The organism is Agarivorans sp. Z349TD_8 (assembly GCF_050870825.2).
Lineage (GTDB): Bacteria > Pseudomonadota > Gammaproteobacteria > Enterobacterales > Celerinatantimonadaceae > Agarivorans.
The window spans coordinates 1,660,787-1,677,681 of the sequence record NZ_CP194037.2; the positions used below are offsets into that span (position 1 = coordinate 1,660,787).

The 16,895-nt window shown below is 45.9% G+C and carries 14 protein-coding genes; 5 read left to right on the forward strand and 9 right to left on the reverse strand.

Going from position 1 to position 16,895, the window contains the following annotated elements:
* From uraH to ACRRS1_RS07560, 7 genes are all read right to left on the reverse strand, one after another.
* Entirely contained in the window at window positions 1–327 is a 327-nt protein-coding gene (gene uraH / locus ACRRS1_RS07530; protein ID WP_432459027.1) for a hydroxyisourate hydrolase, read from the reverse strand.
* Complete coding sequence (uraD, locus tag ACRRS1_RS07535; RefSeq protein WP_432468075.1) at window positions 324–854, reverse strand: 2-oxo-4-hydroxy-4-carboxy-5-ureidoimidazoline decarboxylase; 531 nt, start codon at window positions 852–854, stop codon at window positions 324–326. Before uraD ends, uraH begins: the two co-directional genes overlap by 4 nt.
* On the reverse strand, window positions 847–1,743 hold the full coding sequence (gene xdhC, locus ACRRS1_RS07540) for a xanthine dehydrogenase accessory protein XdhC (RefSeq protein WP_432459028.1): 897 nt from the start codon (window positions 1,741–1,743) through the stop codon (window positions 847–849). The genes uraD and xdhC overlap by 8 nt, the downstream gene beginning before the upstream one ends.
* The gene (gene xdhB / locus ACRRS1_RS07545) at window positions 1,724–4,105 is read right to left on the reverse strand and encodes a xanthine dehydrogenase molybdopterin binding subunit (protein WP_432468074.1); all 2,382 of its coding nucleotides are present in this window, start codon (window positions 4,103–4,105) and stop codon (window positions 1,724–1,726) included. Before xdhB ends, xdhC begins: the two co-directional genes overlap by 20 nt.
* Window positions 4,098–5,516 carry a xanthine dehydrogenase small subunit gene (gene xdhA / locus ACRRS1_RS07550; RefSeq protein ID WP_432453772.1) on the reverse strand — a complete coding sequence of 473 codons (1,419 nt, stop codon included), beginning with the start codon at window positions 5,514–5,516 and terminating at the stop codon, window positions 4,098–4,100. Before xdhA ends, xdhB begins: the two co-directional genes overlap by 8 nt.
* 79 nt (window positions 5,517–5,595) lie before the next feature.
* Window positions 5,596–6,558 (reverse strand): isopenicillin N synthase family dioxygenase, encoded by a 963-nt coding sequence (locus ACRRS1_RS07555; protein WP_432453771.1) that lies wholly within the window; start codon window positions 6,556–6,558, stop codon window positions 5,596–5,598.
* A gap of 85 nt (window positions 6,559–6,643) precedes the next feature.
* Complete coding sequence (locus ACRRS1_RS07560; RefSeq protein ID WP_432453770.1) at window positions 6,644–7,723, reverse strand: BMP family ABC transporter substrate-binding protein; 1,080 nt, start codon at window positions 7,721–7,723, stop codon at window positions 6,644–6,646.
* 423 nt (window positions 7,724–8,146) lie between these two features.
* Between ACRRS1_RS07560 and ACRRS1_RS07565 the strand changes: the two genes are divergently transcribed.
* The 3 genes from ACRRS1_RS07565 to ACRRS1_RS07575 all read left to right on the forward strand — a co-directional run bounded on the left by ACRRS1_RS07565 (window position 8,147) and on the right by ACRRS1_RS07575 (window position 10,725).
* A complete protein-coding gene (locus tag ACRRS1_RS07565; protein WP_432459030.1) occupies window positions 8,147–9,541 on the forward strand; it encodes a uracil-xanthine permease family protein in 1,395 nt (464 codons plus the stop codon).
* Window positions 9,542–9,751: 210 nt separating this feature from the next.
* Entirely contained in the window at window positions 9,752–10,261 is a 510-nt protein-coding gene (locus ACRRS1_RS07570; protein WP_432468073.1) for a hypothetical protein, read from the forward strand.
* A gap of 113 nt (window positions 10,262–10,374) precedes the next feature.
* Entirely contained in the window at window positions 10,375–10,725 is a 351-nt protein-coding gene (locus ACRRS1_RS07575) for a putative quinol monooxygenase (protein WP_432459032.1), read from the forward strand.
* A 93-nt stretch (window positions 10,726–10,818) separates the two neighbouring features.
* Here ACRRS1_RS07575 and ACRRS1_RS07580 read toward each other — a convergent pair whose 3' ends face one another.
* On the reverse strand, window positions 10,819–11,796 hold the full coding sequence (locus ACRRS1_RS07580) for a DMT family transporter (RefSeq protein ID WP_432453766.1): 978 nt from the start codon (window positions 11,794–11,796) through the stop codon (window positions 10,819–10,821).
* 332 nt (window positions 11,797–12,128) lie between these two features.
* On the reverse strand, window positions 12,129–12,776 hold the full coding sequence (locus tag ACRRS1_RS07585) for a LysE family translocator (RefSeq protein ID WP_432468071.1): 648 nt from the start codon (window positions 12,774–12,776) through the stop codon (window positions 12,129–12,131).
* A gap of 363 nt (window positions 12,777–13,139) precedes the next feature.
* Between ACRRS1_RS07585 and ACRRS1_RS07590 the strand changes: the two genes are divergently transcribed.
* Both ACRRS1_RS07590 and ACRRS1_RS07595 read left to right on the forward strand, forming a co-directional pair.
* The gene (locus ACRRS1_RS07590; protein WP_432462887.1) at window positions 13,140–15,185 is read left to right on the forward strand and encodes a DUF3857 domain-containing transglutaminase family protein; all 2,046 of its coding nucleotides are present in this window, start codon (window positions 13,140–13,142) and stop codon (window positions 15,183–15,185) included.
* Window positions 15,186–15,187: 2 nt separating this feature from the next.
* Complete coding sequence (locus tag ACRRS1_RS07595) at window positions 15,188–16,351, forward strand: hypothetical protein (protein WP_432468069.1); 1,164 nt, start codon at window positions 15,188–15,190, stop codon at window positions 16,349–16,351.
* Window positions 16,352–16,895: the final 544 nt, after the last annotated feature.

The following is a 16,895-nucleotide window of genomic DNA, read 5'->3' on the forward strand; positions in this document are numbered from 1 at the left end:
TTAACTCCCTCGATAGGTGGAGTAGCTAAAGCCGCTGAGCAGCAGGGGAATGTGGTAGTGCGGTTGCGACGATTCGCTAATAAAGACCACCTCAGCTTGCGGGAAGAAGCATTGGCCAAAGTGTTGTTGGCAATAATCTTCGGTCACAAAACGCAGGCAATAACGGCCAGCTTCTAATTCGAGTGACGCAAAGCTGAAACGCCCATCGGCATTAGTCAGTCCTTCGGCCAAGCAGTCGGTTTCGCCAAAGCGAAGTAGTTGGACTGGAATGTGAGTCGCTGGTTGGCCGCGACTGGTATCTAAAACATGACAACTCAAGGTGCTCAAAATAAATTCTCCATTCTAATATGGCTGATTTGCTGTTGTTGTTCGGCGGCGGTGAGCAGTTCCTGTTCGCGACTGCGGCCGAAACGCTGTTGCAACAGTGCTAACATGGTTTCGGCTGATTTTCCGCTGGCACAAACGATGAAAATAAAGCCATAACGGGCTAAATATTGTTGATTTAGTTGCAGTAACGCTTGTAGCGTCTGCCGTTGAGCATCGCCGACTTGTGCTTGCTCGGCTTGACTTAAGTGTTTGCCGTGGCTGTACTTTTGTTGTAATGAGGCGAGATCGCCAATCATTGGGTGACCGGCAAAGGCCTCCAGCCAATCGCTCTCTGCTAGTTGAGCAAAGGCTTGTTGAGCGCTGTCAATAAAATGTGCTTTGCTTCGAAAGGGGCGAGCTTGTTCTAGCAAGTTTTGCCAGCGGCGGCTGGTACAAACATTGGCCATTTCATTTTTAAATTGATGACTATTTTGTTGATTGAGCAAGCTTAAACGCTCGGCGATTGAGGCTGAGCTTGATTTAATCATGCTGAGTTTCTCCACGGAGTTGTTGGCGCAGACGATTACTCGATTGCCATTGCTGCTGACGCTGTTGTTTACGATTTGACATGGCTTGTTCTGAGGGCTGCAGATTGAGTCGCTGGATGAGCTGGGCACTGATCGATACCGCCACTTGCATCGGCAGTTTTCCACTGACTTCGCTTAGGCCGATCGGACAGCAAAGTTGCGCCAGGCTACTGGGATCGCTCAGTTGCTCTTGCAGTTTTAGGGCAAACCGCTGCGCCTTGGTTTGTGAACCGATCAGCCCGACAAAGGCAAAATCTTGGCGCTGTAGGGCGGCCAAACAGAGTTTGAAGTCCAAGCTGTGGTCTTGGCTTAAAATAACCAAATAACTATTGGCGGGTAATGAGTCGACATATTGTTCAGGTTGTGGGTGATAGTGGGTGCTTACACCAATGACCGCGATTGAGTCTAACCAATCTTGGCGATTGTCGACCACGGTGACTTGATAGGGCAGCTGGCTGAGTATTTGGCACAATGCATGGCTGACATGGCCAGCACCAAAGATGTAGATCCGAGCTTGCTCAACTAGAAAGTACTCAAATAAGACCTGCACCGCACCGCCGCAGCACTGCGCTAAGTCGGCAGCCAGTGAGAAGCGCTCAATTTGATTGTCTTGTTGGTCCAACTTGAGTTGTTGACGGGCATGCTTAATCACATTTAATTCTAAGTTTCCACCGCCGAGGGTATCAAATTGTTGTTGGCTCGAAATGACCATTTTACTACCCGTGGATCGTGGCACCGAGCCAGCCTCGGCCAAGATCGTCGCAATACAAAAAGGCTGCTGTTGCTGCTTTAATAATTGGCAGGCATCTAACCAATTGTTCGGCAATAAACTATTTGACCAGTTCTGCATCTTGCTGCGCCTCTTGATAAGCAAATTGCTGCTGACAAGCCATTAAAATACGTTCACCGGTGGCGGGGGCATCCAGTTGAGGCCTTAGTTGATGCTGACTAATTGCTGCAACCGCATCTCGAATGGCGCACCAGCTACTAATTGCCAGCATAAAAGGGGGCTCACCTACGGCTTTGGAGCGGAAGATACTATGTTCTGGGTTAGCTTGGTCGAACAGGGTAATATTCATTTGTTTCGGGTAGTCGCCAATGGTTGGAATTTTGTAATTTGCTGGGCTTTGGCTCAGTAAGCGCCCCGCAGTGTTCCACACCAATTCTTCGGTGGTTAACCAACCTAAGCCTTGAATAAATCCGCCTTCAATTTGGCCGATATCGATTGCAGGGTTAATGCTGGTGCCCACATCATGCAAAATATCCACTCTGTCTAAACTCATCTCGCCAGTGAGGGTGTCGATGGTGACCTCGCTGCAAGAGGCTCCCAGTGAGAAGTAATAGAAGGGTCGGCCTTCGGCTTTGTTTCGGTCATACCAGATTTTCGGCGTTTTATAAAAGCCGGTGGTGGACAAAGAAATACGCTGTAGGTAGGCCATTTGTACCAATTCGGCCCAACTTAAATGCTGTTCGCCGACTTGTACCTGGCCATCGCTGATGTGGATCTGCTCGGCGGGAATTTGGTAATGTTGCTCGGCGAAGTCCAGCAGCCGCTGTTTGAGTTCATTGGCCGCGTTGTGTGCTGCCATGCCGTTTATGTCGGTCCCCGAAGAAGCCGCCGTGGGTGAAGTATTCGGCACCTTGTCGGTTCGAGTTGCGGTAATTAACACGTAGTTAGCTGGGATCCCTAAAGTTTGGGCGACAATTTGCTGTACCTTAGTATGCAAGCCTTGGCCCATTTCGGTGCCGCCGTGGTTTACCTGAACACTGCCATCGGTGTATATGTGCACCAAGGCGCCGGCCTGATTAAGATGCTGCGCCGTGAAAGAAATCCCAAACTTAACCGGGCTTAAAGCCAGCCCCTTTTTAAAGGTTGGGTTGTTTTCATTCCATTGTTTCACCTGCTCGCGACGGGCTCGGTAATCACAATTTTTTTCCAGTTGTTGCATCAGTTGGCGCATTGCCTGATGTTGCTCGACTGGCATGCCGTAGTGGGTGGTGCAATTGTCTTGCTGGTATAAATTAAGGTAGCGAACATCCAAGGCATCTTGTTGGGTGGCGATGGCGATGTCTTCCATCGCTTGCTCGATTAAGATCATCCCTTGAGGCCCACCAAAACCTCGAAATGCGGTGTGTGACACCATATCGGTTTTTAAACGATGTCCCACAACTTCGGCCCTATTTAAGCTATAAGCGTTATCGGTGTGAAACATGGCTCGGTCGACAATCGCATCCGAGAGATCTGGAGAATGACCACATAAGCCATTCACTTCAATCTTGGCGCTTTCAATCAGTCCTTGTTTACTTAAGCCCAGTTGATAGCGGTTGTAGAAAGGATGGCGTTTGCCGGTTGCTGCCATATCAATGCTACGAGGCAGTCGGATTTTTACCGGCTTACCGGTTTGCCAACAGCCCAAGCTGGCCAAACATGCCCATTGTGCCGCCTGGGTCTCTTTACCGCCAAAACCACCGCCCATACGACGCATGTCCACGGTCACCCGATGAAAAGGAATGTTGATGACTTCGGCAATTAATTTTTGTACTTCTGAAGGATGTTGGCTTGAGGTATACACCATGATGCCTTGATCTTCGGTGGGCAGCGCGAGACTTACCTGACCCTCCAAATAGAAGTGTTCTTGGCCACCAACGTTTAGCTCACCACTTAGTTGTAATGGGCTGGTGGCGAGATCGGCTTGATTAACGTTAATGCCCATTTGGTGGCTAGGTAACACGGTAGGTTCCGGGTTCCCCGCCACTTGGGCTTGTTCGGCAGTGATAATCGGTTGGTCATCGGCTTGGTATTGCAGCAAGTTATCACTGGCTTGCTTGGCGATGTGCCAAGCTTGGCGATGGTTGTGGGCTAATACCAAGGCGATGGGTTGTTGAAAGTAGCGGATCTCTGTCTCGCTGAGTAATGGATCACCTGGGAAAATTGCGCCAATATCTTGGTGGCCGGGAATATCGCCGCAACGAATAAGCGCTACCACATCTGGCTGTTGGGCTAAAGTGTCGAGCTGTTGTTCGCTGACCTTTCCCTTGGCGATGCTACTACAAATTACTGCACCATGCAGGCAACCCGATGGGGTGGCCATATCATCGACAAATGCGGCTTCGCCCGCGACTTGTTTGGCTGCGCTTTCATGAGCCATCGATTGACCGATTACTTGGCTGGGTGCGCTTTGGTGGAGTTGTTGAGTGGTGAGTTTACGCATAAGCCGCTAGCCTCGTTGGGAGTTGGTTACAGTATAAATGGAAGCGTTTTAATAGGTTTTGTACCAGTAAAACCCGATAACTGGCACTGGCTCGAACATCGTCAATTGGCTTCACATATAGCGGGACTTGTTGTTGTACTTGTTTCAGTTTTTGCAGATTAAATGGGTGACCGAGCAAACAAGCTTCCAGCTCGCTCAAACGGACCGATTTAGCCGCAACTCCGCCGGCTGAGATAATGCAATGACTGACCCTATTTTCTTGGTCAAACTGCATGGTGACAGCTAGCACCACGGTGGCGATATCATCTTCAAAACGCTTACTTACTTTGTAAATTTGATGTTTGGTGCTGGGCGCAAGATCGGGCAGATGAATGGCGCTAATCCACTGCTCTGGACGCAGTTGGGTTTGTCGGTAGCCGGTGATGTAATCTTCCGGCGCGTACAATTCAGTATTGTTGCCATCATCTAGTTCAATTTTGCCACTTAAGCTGATGAGTAGTGGCGCAATATCGCCAATTGGGGAGGCATTGCCCAGACTGCCGCCCAAAGTTGCGCGATGGCGAATGGTTAAACTGCCTAAGCGGGCAAAGATCTCATCGGCTGTGGGGTAATGCTGTTGCATAAAGGCGTGCACCTGACTTAGCGGCATTGCCGCGCCAATCCGCCAACCGCCTTCGATACGCTCGATGACCTTGAGGTCGGGCAAATAGGTGAGGTCAATAATCTCATCGATGCGTTGCATTTGCTGTGTGACTTCTAGGGCTAAATCGGTGCCGCCGCCGATCCACTTCGCGTCCGGATGTTGCTGGCGAAGTTCGGCCAATTCTCGGCGCGAACGCGGTTGCCAATAATTATCACTGGTCAGGCTCGGGCATTCGGCCATCCAATGCTGTACGCCAGTTTCTCGTTGGCGAATATGATCGGTATGTTGGTTCGCGGTTGCTGCCACTTGTTTGGCAGCTTCAATGAGTGGGCCATAACCAGTACAGCGACATAAATTGCCCGCAAGAAATTCTTCCGGATGCTCAGGGGCAACCGATTGGCGTGATAGGGCATATAAAGACATCACAAAACCGGGGGTACAAAAGCCGCATTGGCTACCATGGTGGTCAACAATAGCCTGTTGTACCGGGTGCAAATTTTGGCCTTGCTTTAAATACTCAACGGTAATCACTTGTTTGCCGTGTAATGAATGTAGGGGCGTAATACAGCTGTTGATTTGTTTATAGCTGAGCTTGCCGCTGAGATCGATTTCTACCATTACCACAGTGCAGGCACCACAATCGCCACTGGCACAGCCTTCTTTGCTGCCCACTAGGTTTTGACGCTCTCGCAGAAAGTTTAGCAACATGGTGTCTGCGGCTTGTTGGCTTAAGCTAATCTGTTGATCATTAATCATTAGCTGTAACATAATCTCTCCTGCCTATTAAAACTATTTAGTTGTCCAATCGGTCAACTTTTTGAGCAAATTTTTTATTCTTGTACGCTATCTATTGTTCTGGCGTTGGTTCACTGCGATAAGCATAAGTGTCGGCAAAGCGGGATAAAATCCATTCCCCAGCGGTGACCGTGGGATAGCGACTGCTTTCGCCTTCGGCTAAACATGAGTCGAGTGTGCTTACTTCGGTATCGAAGTTCGGTTCAACAAAAAATGGCATCGAAAAACGGGTGGTTTGTTGGCTAGGGCTGGTTACTCGATGAGGTGTCGACTGATAGCAATCGTTGGTCCAGCGTTGCATTAAGTCACCAATATTCACCACGTAGCTGTTTTCTACAGGGCTGGCATCAATCCATTGACCGTGTCGGTCTTGAACCTGCAAACCACCGATTTGATCTTGATAAAGTAAGGTAATGCAGCCGTAATCGGTATGCGCTCCTGCGCCATTTTGCTGGCCCTGTTGTGGGGGATAATGGATTAAGCGCAATACACTAATTGGGCAAGTAAAACTCTTCGTGAAAAAATCCAGCGGCAACTTTAAAGCCAGCGCCATGGCTGACAAAAGCTTCAGAGCGACCTGTAAGCTGAGCTCGTATTGTTGTTGCATCAATTGGATAAAACCCTGTAAATGCGGATATTGATTCGGGCCGTACAATTGAGGACAACGAGCTACCTGCGGATGATAAGGGCTTAAGTCTAGCGCCATATCGAAGGTCTCTTTAAAGTCTTTTGGGCCGTTGGGGTCGAGCTGCTCTGCGCTAACTTGTCCCCAACCGCGGTGATTGCTGGAGTGCTGGATACTAATCTGCTGTTTTATCGCCTCTGGCAGCGCAAAAAATTGCTCGGCCATGGCTTGTACTTTGGCGAATTGTTCGGCTGGAATGCCGTGACCTACCACATAAAAAAAACCAGTATCACGACAGGCCTTATCTATGGCGTCGGCCACGGTTTGCCAATCTTTAGGATTGGGCTTATCCAAGGCTGAGATGTTGATGATGGGCAGGGTTAGACTCATGGCATGTTCCATTGCTGTGGTTGAGGTTTAAGCCGCTGCCAAGGTTTTGCTTTGGCAGCGGTATATTGCAGTGTGGATATTGTTCCTATTTAGGAATGCTGGCGTCGATCCCTTCGACGTACCACATCACGCTCGCTAGCTCTTGGTCGTTCAGTGATTTACCTGCAGGGATCACTTCTTTACCTTGGTTGTCTTTGATTGGTCCAGTGAAAGGATGGAAGGCGCCGGAACGGATCTTCTCTTGAGTATCGCTAATCGCTTGTTTCACGTCTTCCGGTAAGTTTGGATTAACCGATGTGATATGTAGCAAGTCTTCAGCAAAGCCGCCCCAGTAATCTTCAGACTTCCAAGTGCCATTCATCACTTCTTCAACGGTGCGTATGTAATGCGGCGCCCAGTAGTCACGCACTGAGAACATGTGAGCAGTTGGTGCAAAGTGGCTCATGTCTGATGCTTGGCCAATGCCTTTCTTGCCGCGTTTTTCTGCCGCAATTAGCGGAGCAGGGCTGTCGGTGTGTTGTAAAATAACATCTACGCCTTGATCCATTAATGCGTTGGCTGCGTCGGCCTCTTTACCTGGGTCATACCAAGTATTGGCCCAAACGATTTTAATTTTAACATCTGGGTTAACACTTTTAGCGCCGAGATAAACCGCGTTAATATCGCGAATGACTTCCGGAATCGGGAAGGAGGCAATGTACCCAATCACATTGGATTTTGTGGTCATGCCTGCCGCAACCCCAGAAACATAGCGACCTTCATACGTTCGTAGTACATAGGTCGAGACGTTTTTAGATCGCTTGTAACCTGTTGCATGTTCAAAGCGTACATTTGGGAATCGTTTGGCGACTTTCAGGGTGGGGTTCATGAAACCAAATGAGGTGGTGAAGATCAGTTTATGCCCCGATTTCGCCAATTGAGTGATCACTCGTTCAGCATCAGCACCTTCAGGTACGTTTTCCACAAAGGTGGTTTTTACTTTACCTGCAAAGTGTTTTTCCATTTCGATACGGCCTTGGTCATGCTCGTAGCTCCAACCATGGTCTCCGACCGGACCAACGTAAACAAAGCCCACTTTGAGTGGTTCGTCGGCCGCGTTAGATGCTGATGATAGGATGCTGGTGAAAGCCAATGCTGCAGCAGCCATCCATTTATTTATTTTCATGAAGAACTCCATTTCATTATTCAACGGTTGTGGTTGTCTATTTGTAATACCGAATAGCGATAGCAAAAAGCTGGCCACTTGGTCATGTTTTTTGATTTAAGTCAAAAAAGTAGATTAACACAAGCTTTGTTGTAAATACCTTTAGAGAGTTGTTATTTCCATCAGAAAAAATTGATTTGTTTTGGTGCGAGCATGGTTTTGCGGGCACTACTTTGGTGCAGTGTTAGAGCCTTGAATGGCTGTGGCTTAAGGTGAAAAAATTGTGTTGGATGTGTCAGTTGTGGTGGTTTTGTAGTCCTTAAGTTGCTTTTTGGTGGGTTTTTGTTTGCAAGCTTACTTTGTTGGCAGGTTCCTTGCGTTAATAAGCTGACTTAGTGGTCAACTTTTTTGATGCGCGTGAGTTTTTTTGACAGGGAGTTAGTTATGACTAGCGAAAACGGAAACACCTCTTCACAAGAGTTACTATTTGAACTGGACGATCGTCCGCCAGTGAGTCAGGCATTTTTCGCGGGCCTGCAACATGTGCTGGCTTGTTTTGTGGGGATTATTACCCCCACTTTGGTGATAGGAGGAGTGCTTGGACTCGGTGCACATATTCCTTACTTGATTAGTATGGCACTGATGGTATCTGGGGTTGGCACCTTTATTCAGGCGAAAAAAATTGGTCCCGTTGGTGCGGGCATGATTTGCGTGCAAGGCACCAGCTTTGCCTTCTTGGGCTCGGTATTGGCAGCGGGATTTATCGCTAAAAGCCAAGGCGGGGGGCCTGAGCAGATATTGTCATTAATCTTTGGGGTTTGCTTTTTGGGAGCATTTATCGAGATTTTCCTATCTCAAGTGCTGATCAAAATGAAAAAAATCATCACCCCTTTGGTTACTGGTATTGTCATTACCATCATTGGTATATCGTTGATCAAAGTGGGCATGACCGATCTGGCGGGTGGATTCAATGCGCCAGACTTTGGGAGTTTCCAAAATTTAAGCCTTGGCGCTATCGTATTACTCACAATTATTATGTTGAATCGCTCCAATAACGCTTGGTTACGGTTATCGTCTATTGTGATTGGACTGGTCGTGGGGACCTTGATTGCTTTAGCGATGGGTAAATTGGACGGCAGTTCAATTACCGCACAGCCTTGGGTTAGCATTCCGGTGCCTTTTAAATATGGTTTTAGCTTTGATTGGGTCGCTTTTCTTCCAGTAGCCTTGATTTACTTCATTACTGCTATTGAATCGGCAGGGGATATTACTGCTAACTGCATTATTTCGCAGCAAGCAATTAAAGGCGATGGTTACTTAAAGCGGATCCGGTCAGGGGTATTAGCCGATGGGTTTAATTCAATGTTAGCGGCAACCTTCAATACTTTTCCAAATACCACCTTTAGCCAGAATAATGGGGTAATCCAGCTCACGGGTGTCGCCAGTCGTTATATAGGTTATTACATTGCCGCTATCTTGGTAATTCTGGGCTTGTTCCCCATGTTGGGGGCGGTGCTACAGCTCATACCTAAACCAGTGTTAGGTGGGGCTACTTTAGTGATGTTTGGAACGGTGGCGGCTGCCGGTGTTAAGATCTTGGCCAGCGATCAATTGAATCGTCGTAAGCTGTTGATTATGGCGGTCTCCTTCGGGGTGGGGCTCGGTGTGATTCTAGTACCTAATTTACTTCAGCATGCGCCTAAGTTAGTACAAAATATTTTTGGCTCGTCAGTCACTTCGGGTGGCTTAATGGCGATTTTCTTAAGCCTGTTATTACCCGAAGAACAAAGCACTGTTTCCTCGGAGGCTGTATCGCAGCCGAGTTCTGCGGTGAGTTGAATTTTTCGTACTTGAGAAAGTATTATAGTTTTGGCAAAATAGCGGGCAGGTGCTAGGGGGCGCCTACCCGCCAAGAGGAACTCACCCCAACCCGTCTGTTAAGTTGACGCTATAGGCTAAAGCGCAACAGACAAACCTCAATATCGACACTGTATGTCATTCTGAATATTGTTCTGCGGGAAACAAATTAAGTATTTGGGAAACATATAGATGTTATCTGCGACTGAAGAACTAAAAATTCGCGCCAAGCTTTGGCTTAAAAAGTCACCGGACACAGCCGAACACCGCTCATTATTAGTCTTAAGCAGGGGTAATCCGCCACAACTCAAACATGCCTTGCTGTTATTGGCGCGCCAAGCTGGATTTAAAGACTGGCAGCAGGCCCAGTTGATACTCAGTTGTGAGCAATCCCTAACCCGCCACCAGGATGCGGGTAAGTTTTGGCATGCCAAACCCTGCCTGAGTCTGCTTAATCACTGGTGTGCCTCTTATTCTGAAGCACTACACTTGCAAGTATCGCAAGGTGGCGTGTTGCTGCCTTATAAAACCCAGTATGTATTGGCTCAAGAGGTGTATCTGCAAGCTTTAGGCATGCGGGTCAGCGACCCGCTGTGGGCAGAACTTAACTACAACTGGTGCCAAGGCCCACAAGCACTTCGGCAAGCGCTTGCTTATCAACGCTTATTGGCGCAACAAACGGAATGTTATCGAGCGTGTTAGCTATTTATTAAAGTGTAATTAGTTACAGCTTTTGGCGGTATAAAGCCTTATTATTTATCGGTAATTTGTCTATGTACCGCGAGTTTGGCTCGCAATTTTATAAGGAAAGCTCAATGTCTAAGAAAATCTACTGCGTTGCGATGTTTAAACCTAAAGCAGGTAAAGAGAATGAGTTATTTAAGGTGCTGCAAGCTTTAGAACCTAATGCTGCGCGTGAAGATGGCTGTATCCAGTATACGGTGACACGGAAAATCGATAATCCTTTCGCGCCTGCCGACGGTTATCCAATCGCCTTTCACGAAATTTGGGCCGATCAAGCCAGCTTTGAGGCGCACTGTGAGCGCCAGGAAATTCAAGATTTCTTTCAAACCCATTGTGTAGCCGAAACTGGCTTGGTGGAAGATGCGCTGGTACGTGCTTATAGTGATGAACCAGCCGATTTTGATGCGCCTATACTGGCTTAACTGCTGTATATTTAGAGCATCAAGTCTTAATCAACAGACTTTATAACATTCGGGGAGATGACGTATTGGTCGACATCTCCCTTGTTTGTTTGGCTAGTTATCTGGTTGAGGGACTTCCTCCGCCATGGCCTGTTTGCGGGTCGCGGCGCTGGGAAGGCGAGTGACCAGATAGATCCCTGAACAGACCAACGCTAAAGCCAGTAAATATTTCCATTCTAAAATCGATTCATTTAAAAATAATGCTGAAAGCATGCTGCCAAATACTGGGATCAAAAAGTTAAACACGGTGATCATGGCTACTGAATTGTATTTGAGTAAAGTACTCCAAAGTGCAAAGGCAGCCGAAGATAACAAGGCCAAATAAAAAAGTAATAGACTGCTAGCAAGGTCAAACTGGCCAAGTTTTCCACCAAAGGCGAAACCCAAGGCGAGTAATACTAAGCCACCAATTGCTAATTGCCAGGCTGTCATCAGCATTGCGTCGATCTCTTGAGAGATTTTTTTGCCATAGATAGAGGCCGCCGCGAGGATAAACGCGGCCAAAACAATGGAGCCTTCACCCGCCAGGCTGAATTCAAAGTTGAGTAATGACCCATTAAAATTAACCAAAAAGACCCCCGCAAAACCAACCAAGCAACCAATAGACTTGCGATGACTTAAACGATCATTTTTATAGATGAAGTGCGCTAGAATCACGCTAAAAAAGGTCCCGGTAGCATTCAAAATCGACGCTTTTACACCGCTCGCAAAGGCGAGGCCAATATAGAAGAAAACATATTGGAAACTGGTTTGACTTACACCGAGTAGTGCAATTTGCCGCATTTTCTTGATGCTCATCCCAAAACGATGTTTACCCATGATGCGGGCGAGTATCAGTAATAAGATACCGGCTAGCAGGAAGCGCTCACCAGCAAATACCATTTGTGAAGCGATGTCATGGGGGGCGATGGCCAATAATTGGTAGCCAGTTTTAATGGCGGGATAGGCACTGCCCCAAAGTAGGGTACATAAAATGGCTAAGCCAAATACAACCGGACGACGGGTAAAGAAAATAGCGGGTGTGTGGATCATGAATTGTTAACCTTAGCCAAATCACAAGGCTCATCAGCCAGTTTTGCTGGCTCGAGCGTCCAACAACTTTGTTGATGAGAAAATCAAGCCAAGCACTATAGCTTATTTGTAGTATTTTATCTCGATAGATTCAGTTTATCAGCGGAAATATTTCATAGTTGAAGTGTATATTTGGGCTTCAATAACCGATATATCTATGTTTCTGTATTTTCGATCCACCGTGCTTTGGGAAGCGCCGCTGGTTCGCGCTCACGCGATGTGGGGTCCGCATGTTGCCCCCTATATGGCATAACACTCGCCCCAACCGCGAAATTAATTTTGGCGTGCGGTATCTACTTATTATTTAACATCAGTAGCTTGGCGCCAAATCCAATAAACACTAAGCCTGTGATGCTCTTGAGTAGACCTTGAAACAAGCCTTTATTCACCATGCTGGAGAGTTTCGACATCAATACTACTAGTGAAGAGAACCAAAGTAGGGCGATCAAAGCATGCACCGTGACCAGTAACAAGGCATAAACAATGGCTTGCTGGTGATTTGGAATAAATTGTGGAAAAGCCGCAAGATAGAACATCGAAACTTTGGGATTGAGAGCGTTGGTTAAAAAACCTTCCCAAAATGCGTTGCGCTTAGTTAGTGTTGTGAGCGGGGGACTGAGTGTAGTTGCGTCTTCAGATGATGACGGTTTTGGCTTATAGGCCGCCCATAGCGACTTTAGCCCTATCCAAGTAAGATAGATTGCGCCGACAATTTTGAGCAGCATAAACGCGGTCGCAGATTGATATAGCAGCGCGGCAAGTCCAAAAATGGAAACACATCCATGCAGATAGAAAGCCGCAACAAAACCAGCGATATTTAAAAAGCCAGCTTTTTTACCGGATGTAGGAACCGTTTTTGATATCAATAAACCGTTGGGGCCCGGGGAGATCACCAAGAGACTGGTGACGACAATAAAACTGAATAGCTGAATATATTCCAAAAGGTACTCCTTGCGTGTTGTATGACCAACAATCAAGACAAATCAGTTGATGTCTTTGAATGGGATGCTGATTGCTCATTGCATGAGACGAAGATTAAAACAAAATAAGCAAGAATTGTGCAATAAATAATTCTTGGGTGTTCGGTGAAGTGTCGATGGGCAACTTACAGCAAACGATTAAACAAAATAGAAGGTTTGGTTTTGCTGCGTTACATCTGTGGCTTAAGATTGGCGTTTTGTTAAAAAGACTTGTCTGCTAGTGATGTCGTCATCTGCAGGGGCTACCGCTTCGATTTTAACTTTACCTTGAAACTCGACTTTAATTTTTACTTCTTTGTTACTAGTATGGAGCCTTATCACTATGTGCAAGGATTTGCAGTGCCAGCCTGTCGACCAATTATTATCTTATTTTTGTTTTTATTTCAGTTCGTTGTACTTAATTCGTCTCAGGCCGCCGAGTCGCCATTTTGGCGAGTGAGCACTGTGCCACAGTGGGTGGTACAACATCCGGCAGTCGCCAGTAAAGTTTCAGATAAAAGGCTACCGTCGGCTAATTTTTTAGTCACCGATACCCAAGTGAATCTAAAAACCAAGCAGGTTCATTTTTATCGGCATCTTCGTTTGCAAGTGAATGATGTTAGGGGAATAGAAGATAACTCGGATATTAAAATCACCTTCAATCCTGATTTTCAACGCATAGAATTACACCATATTGAAATTCATCGTCAGCATCACAAGCTCAATCGCTTGTTTACTAAAGATATTCGTTTAATTGATTTGGAAACGGAACAACACAATAAACTCTATTCAGGGGAAAAGCAGTTACAGTTATGGCTAAAAGACGTTCGCGCAGGTGACATTATTGATTATAGTTTTAGCGTGATTGGCGAAAATCCAGTCTTTGCAGGCAACTTTAGCCAAACTTTTGGTTTGGGCTGGAGAGATAATGTTGCCCAGGTTTGGGTTAGCGTTGTCAGTCCGAAGGCCCGACCGCTCTCTACCCAAGTGGTGAATTTGGATACCAAGGTTAAAGTTGAGTCGTTGGCCAATGCTTTGCGTTATTCGGTTCATCTTGAAGATGTTCCTGCTTATGATGAAGATGGTCAGGCTCCCAGTTGGGATAATGTCTATCCTTTTTGGCAAGTCACTAGCTTTCAAACATGGCAAGAAGTGTCTAACTGGGCAGAGCAGTTATTTAATTTGCCAGAAGATGACTCTCCTGCATTTACAAAGTGGCTAGCCGACTTAAAGACAAAGCCCACTCAATTAGCGATTGAAAAAGCGATTGCCTTTGCGCAGCAAGAGGTCCGTTATTTGGGGATTGAAATTGCCGAAAATTCTCACCGCCCCCATCAACCTTCGCAAGTGTTTGATAATCGTTATGGTGACTGTAAGGACAAATCTTTACTGTTGGTTCGCGCCTTAAGAGCCATTGGCGTCGAAGCTTACCCGGTTTTAGTCTCTAGTTATAAACGCAATACTATTGGCGATTCCTTACCCAGCTATAACGCTTTTAATCATGCCATCGTGCGTATGACCTACCAAAACCGGCAGTACTGGATTGATCCAACGAATGCTTATCAAGCATCGCAGCTACAAACGATTGTGCCTGCTAACTTCGGCCAAGCTTTAGTGATTGCTCCTGGAAATACCGGCTTAACGACAATGCCTGAGTTAAATGCTAGTGATAACTTAGTGGATGTATCCGAAACCTTTCGCGCCGCCGATTACCAATCGCCGGTTCTATTGACGGTGAATAGTGTTTTTACAGGTACCGAAGCGGAACGCATTCGTTATGACATGGCGAATCAATCGATAAAACGTTTGTCTCAGGCTTATTTGGAATACTACCAACGCTATTATCCTGCGCTAAGAGCCCTGCAAGATATTAATATTAATGATGACAAAATAAGTAATCGCATTGAAGTGAAAGAGCACTACGTGTTAGATGATTTTTGGAGATTGGAACAAGCGGATGCGGTGTTCAGTTTGTATTCAAGTAGTTTGGACTATTACTTGAGGGTTCCCAAAAAAATAGACCGCCGCCAAGCTTATGCGCTTGGCGGGCCGATCACCGTTTCACATCAATCAAAATTGATTTTGCCGTATGATGTTGATTTTAGTGCGCTTAACGATGAGCAGCTGTTCGAAGATGATTATTTTAAATTTAGCGCCACGTTTGATTCCCATTATCGAACGCTTATTTATCAACAGCGTTATCAAAATAAACAAGCCGCAGTTGATGCAAAAGGTGTGCGAGCCTTTGCCAAGTTGATGCGTGAGGCCAGAAAACAATTAGATATTAGTTATAGCATCACCAATGTCACCTCTGATCCGGCTTATCAGTCGATGAATCAATTGGTTAATTTTTTATTAAATAAAAAGCAAGCCACTGAGCAAGGAGAGTGATCATGAAGCATTTGATTATCGGGTTCTTGCTTGTGTTGCTGCAAGCCTGTGCCAGTACCGACGCCGAGCAAACCAATACACAACAGAGAACCTCTGGGCCGGAGTTGAGCACGGGGCAGATGGCTGAACCAGCACCTCGCACAGCAAAGCCAGTTGAATTATATAGCGAGCAATTTTTTCTCAATTTTGAGTCAGCGCTCAATCAACAAACCGAAGACGCGTTATCCAGTAAAATAGATTACGATAAAATGATTGAGTATTTCATCGGCACCAAGGATCTCAACGCCACTGCTAAAGAGAACTTAAACAGATTGTTTTCAACGGTGAGTGAAGGCATGATTACCGGGATGAAGCAAACGCCAGATATGGAGTGGATGTATATCGGCAGTCAAACCGGTAATAATGGCTCTTTTATTAGTTATTACCGCGCGGCTCATCATGACCTTTTGGCTTATTATCAATTCACATGGTTGAACGGTGTTATTGTTGATGTTGTGAATTTAGCTTTAGGTGCGGGGATCTCTAGTGGTTTCGATTTCATACAAGAGAGTTCTAGTACTAATGTTTATTCCCATAAACAGTTAGATAATTTAGGTCTATTTTTTAAATACCTAGAAGACTCTCGCTATAATCAAATGCTACGCACTTATAATCTCATGCCAAAACGCTTTCAGCAGCAAGACTCGATACTTGGGGTTCTGCTACGAGTTCGCGATGATGTACCAAATCGAGAATTACCGGTTGCTTTGAGTCGTTCCTTGGCAAGACACAAGACCATACACCCCCGTTACTTTTTGTATTATTACGAGCAAAAAAAATACGAACTCGCCTTGGCATGTTTAGCCGCATACCCTGAGCCAGTGGTTAAGGATGTTCGAATTCAGGTGGAAATGGCTAGTTTACAAGATGCTCTAGGTGAGTCTCAATTGGCGGAAACCATGCTGGTTGACAGCATTCTTAAGCAGCCTTATCAACCTGATGCATACTTAGCGTTGCTCCATCTGTCAATGAAAACCCAGCAGAATGAACAAGCAGAACTGTTACTCAAAGTCTTATATGACCGTTTTTCGGTGGCTTACAGTAAGCAATCTCTGTTAGAGCTAGAGGCAGGCAATTCGTTTATAACAACGGCCAACTATCAACGTTACGCTAAATATATAAATTAGTGCTGAAGTGCTGGTGTATGAGCCAGCTCAGATTGTTTATGCATATTCAAGCTGGTGGGAACCGGAGGCTAGATCCCCCGGCGAGCCAATTATGTGTTTTTAGCCCCTGTGTTTTTTACTAGAAAGTACAAGAATAAAACAAAGGTTACAGCTGCTCTTAAAGCAACGACAGTTATAGGGATGTTATAAAAAAATAAGCCTTCCTTTATAAAATTCACTTTATTTTCAATGAGTTCATATAATTTAGATGAATTATTATAGGTCACCCACAACAAGTAATAATGAATGCGACCAATGCAATCGTCGATTGGGCGGCATTATGGATGCCCCTGGATCTTGAGAGAAAGGTTCTTGCTTCTTTTGAAGTTATAATCCAACCAATAGCACCGAGTAATAGTGCATTACTCGCCCATACAATATTTAAATGAGTGTCAAAGTTCTTCTCAAGAAGGTTAATGATTAATTCAGTCTGGTCCGAGATTAAAGTAGCTTTGTTCTGTTCAGTCATATATTAAGTAACCGCCTCATAAACCCCACATTCTAA

Bases quoted from the DNA above. Each gene is read 5' to 3' on its own strand.
- uraD (WP_432468075.1), bottom strand. From the start codon at position 854: ATGATTAAATCAAGCTCAGCCTCAATCGCCGAGCGTTTAAGCTTGCTC.
- xdhC (WP_432459028.1), bottom strand. From the start codon at position 1,743: ATGCAGAACTGGTCAAATAGTTTATTGCCGAACAATTGGTTAGATGCC.
- xdhB (WP_432468074.1), bottom strand. From the start codon at position 4,105: ATGCGTAAACTCACCACTCAACAACTCCACCAAAGCGCACCCAGCCAA.
- xdhA (WP_432453772.1), bottom strand. From the start codon at position 5,516: ATGTTACAGCTAATGATTAATGATCAACAGATTAGCTTAAGCCAACAA.
- ACRRS1_RS07555 (WP_432453771.1), bottom strand. From the start codon at position 6,558: ATGAGTCTAACCCTGCCCATCATCAACATCTCAGCCTTGGATAAGCCC.
- ACRRS1_RS07560 (WP_432453770.1), bottom strand. From the start codon at position 7,723: ATGAAAATAAATAAATGGATGGCTGCTGCAGCATTGGCTTTCACCAGC.
- ACRRS1_RS07565 (WP_432459030.1), top strand. From the start codon at position 8,147: ATGACTAGCGAAAACGGAAACACCTCTTCACAAGAGTTACTATTTGAA.
- ACRRS1_RS07570 (WP_432468073.1), top strand. From the start codon at position 9,752: ATGTTATCTGCGACTGAAGAACTAAAAATTCGCGCCAAGCTTTGGCTT.
- ACRRS1_RS07575 (WP_432459032.1), top strand. From the start codon at position 10,375: ATGTCTAAGAAAATCTACTGCGTTGCGATGTTTAAACCTAAAGCAGGT.
- ACRRS1_RS07580 (WP_432453766.1), bottom strand. From the start codon at position 11,796: ATGATCCACACACCCGCTATTTTCTTTACCCGTCGTCCGGTTGTATTT.
- ACRRS1_RS07595 (WP_432468069.1), top strand. From the start codon at position 15,188: ATGAAGCATTTGATTATCGGGTTCTTGCTTGTGTTGCTGCAAGCCTGT.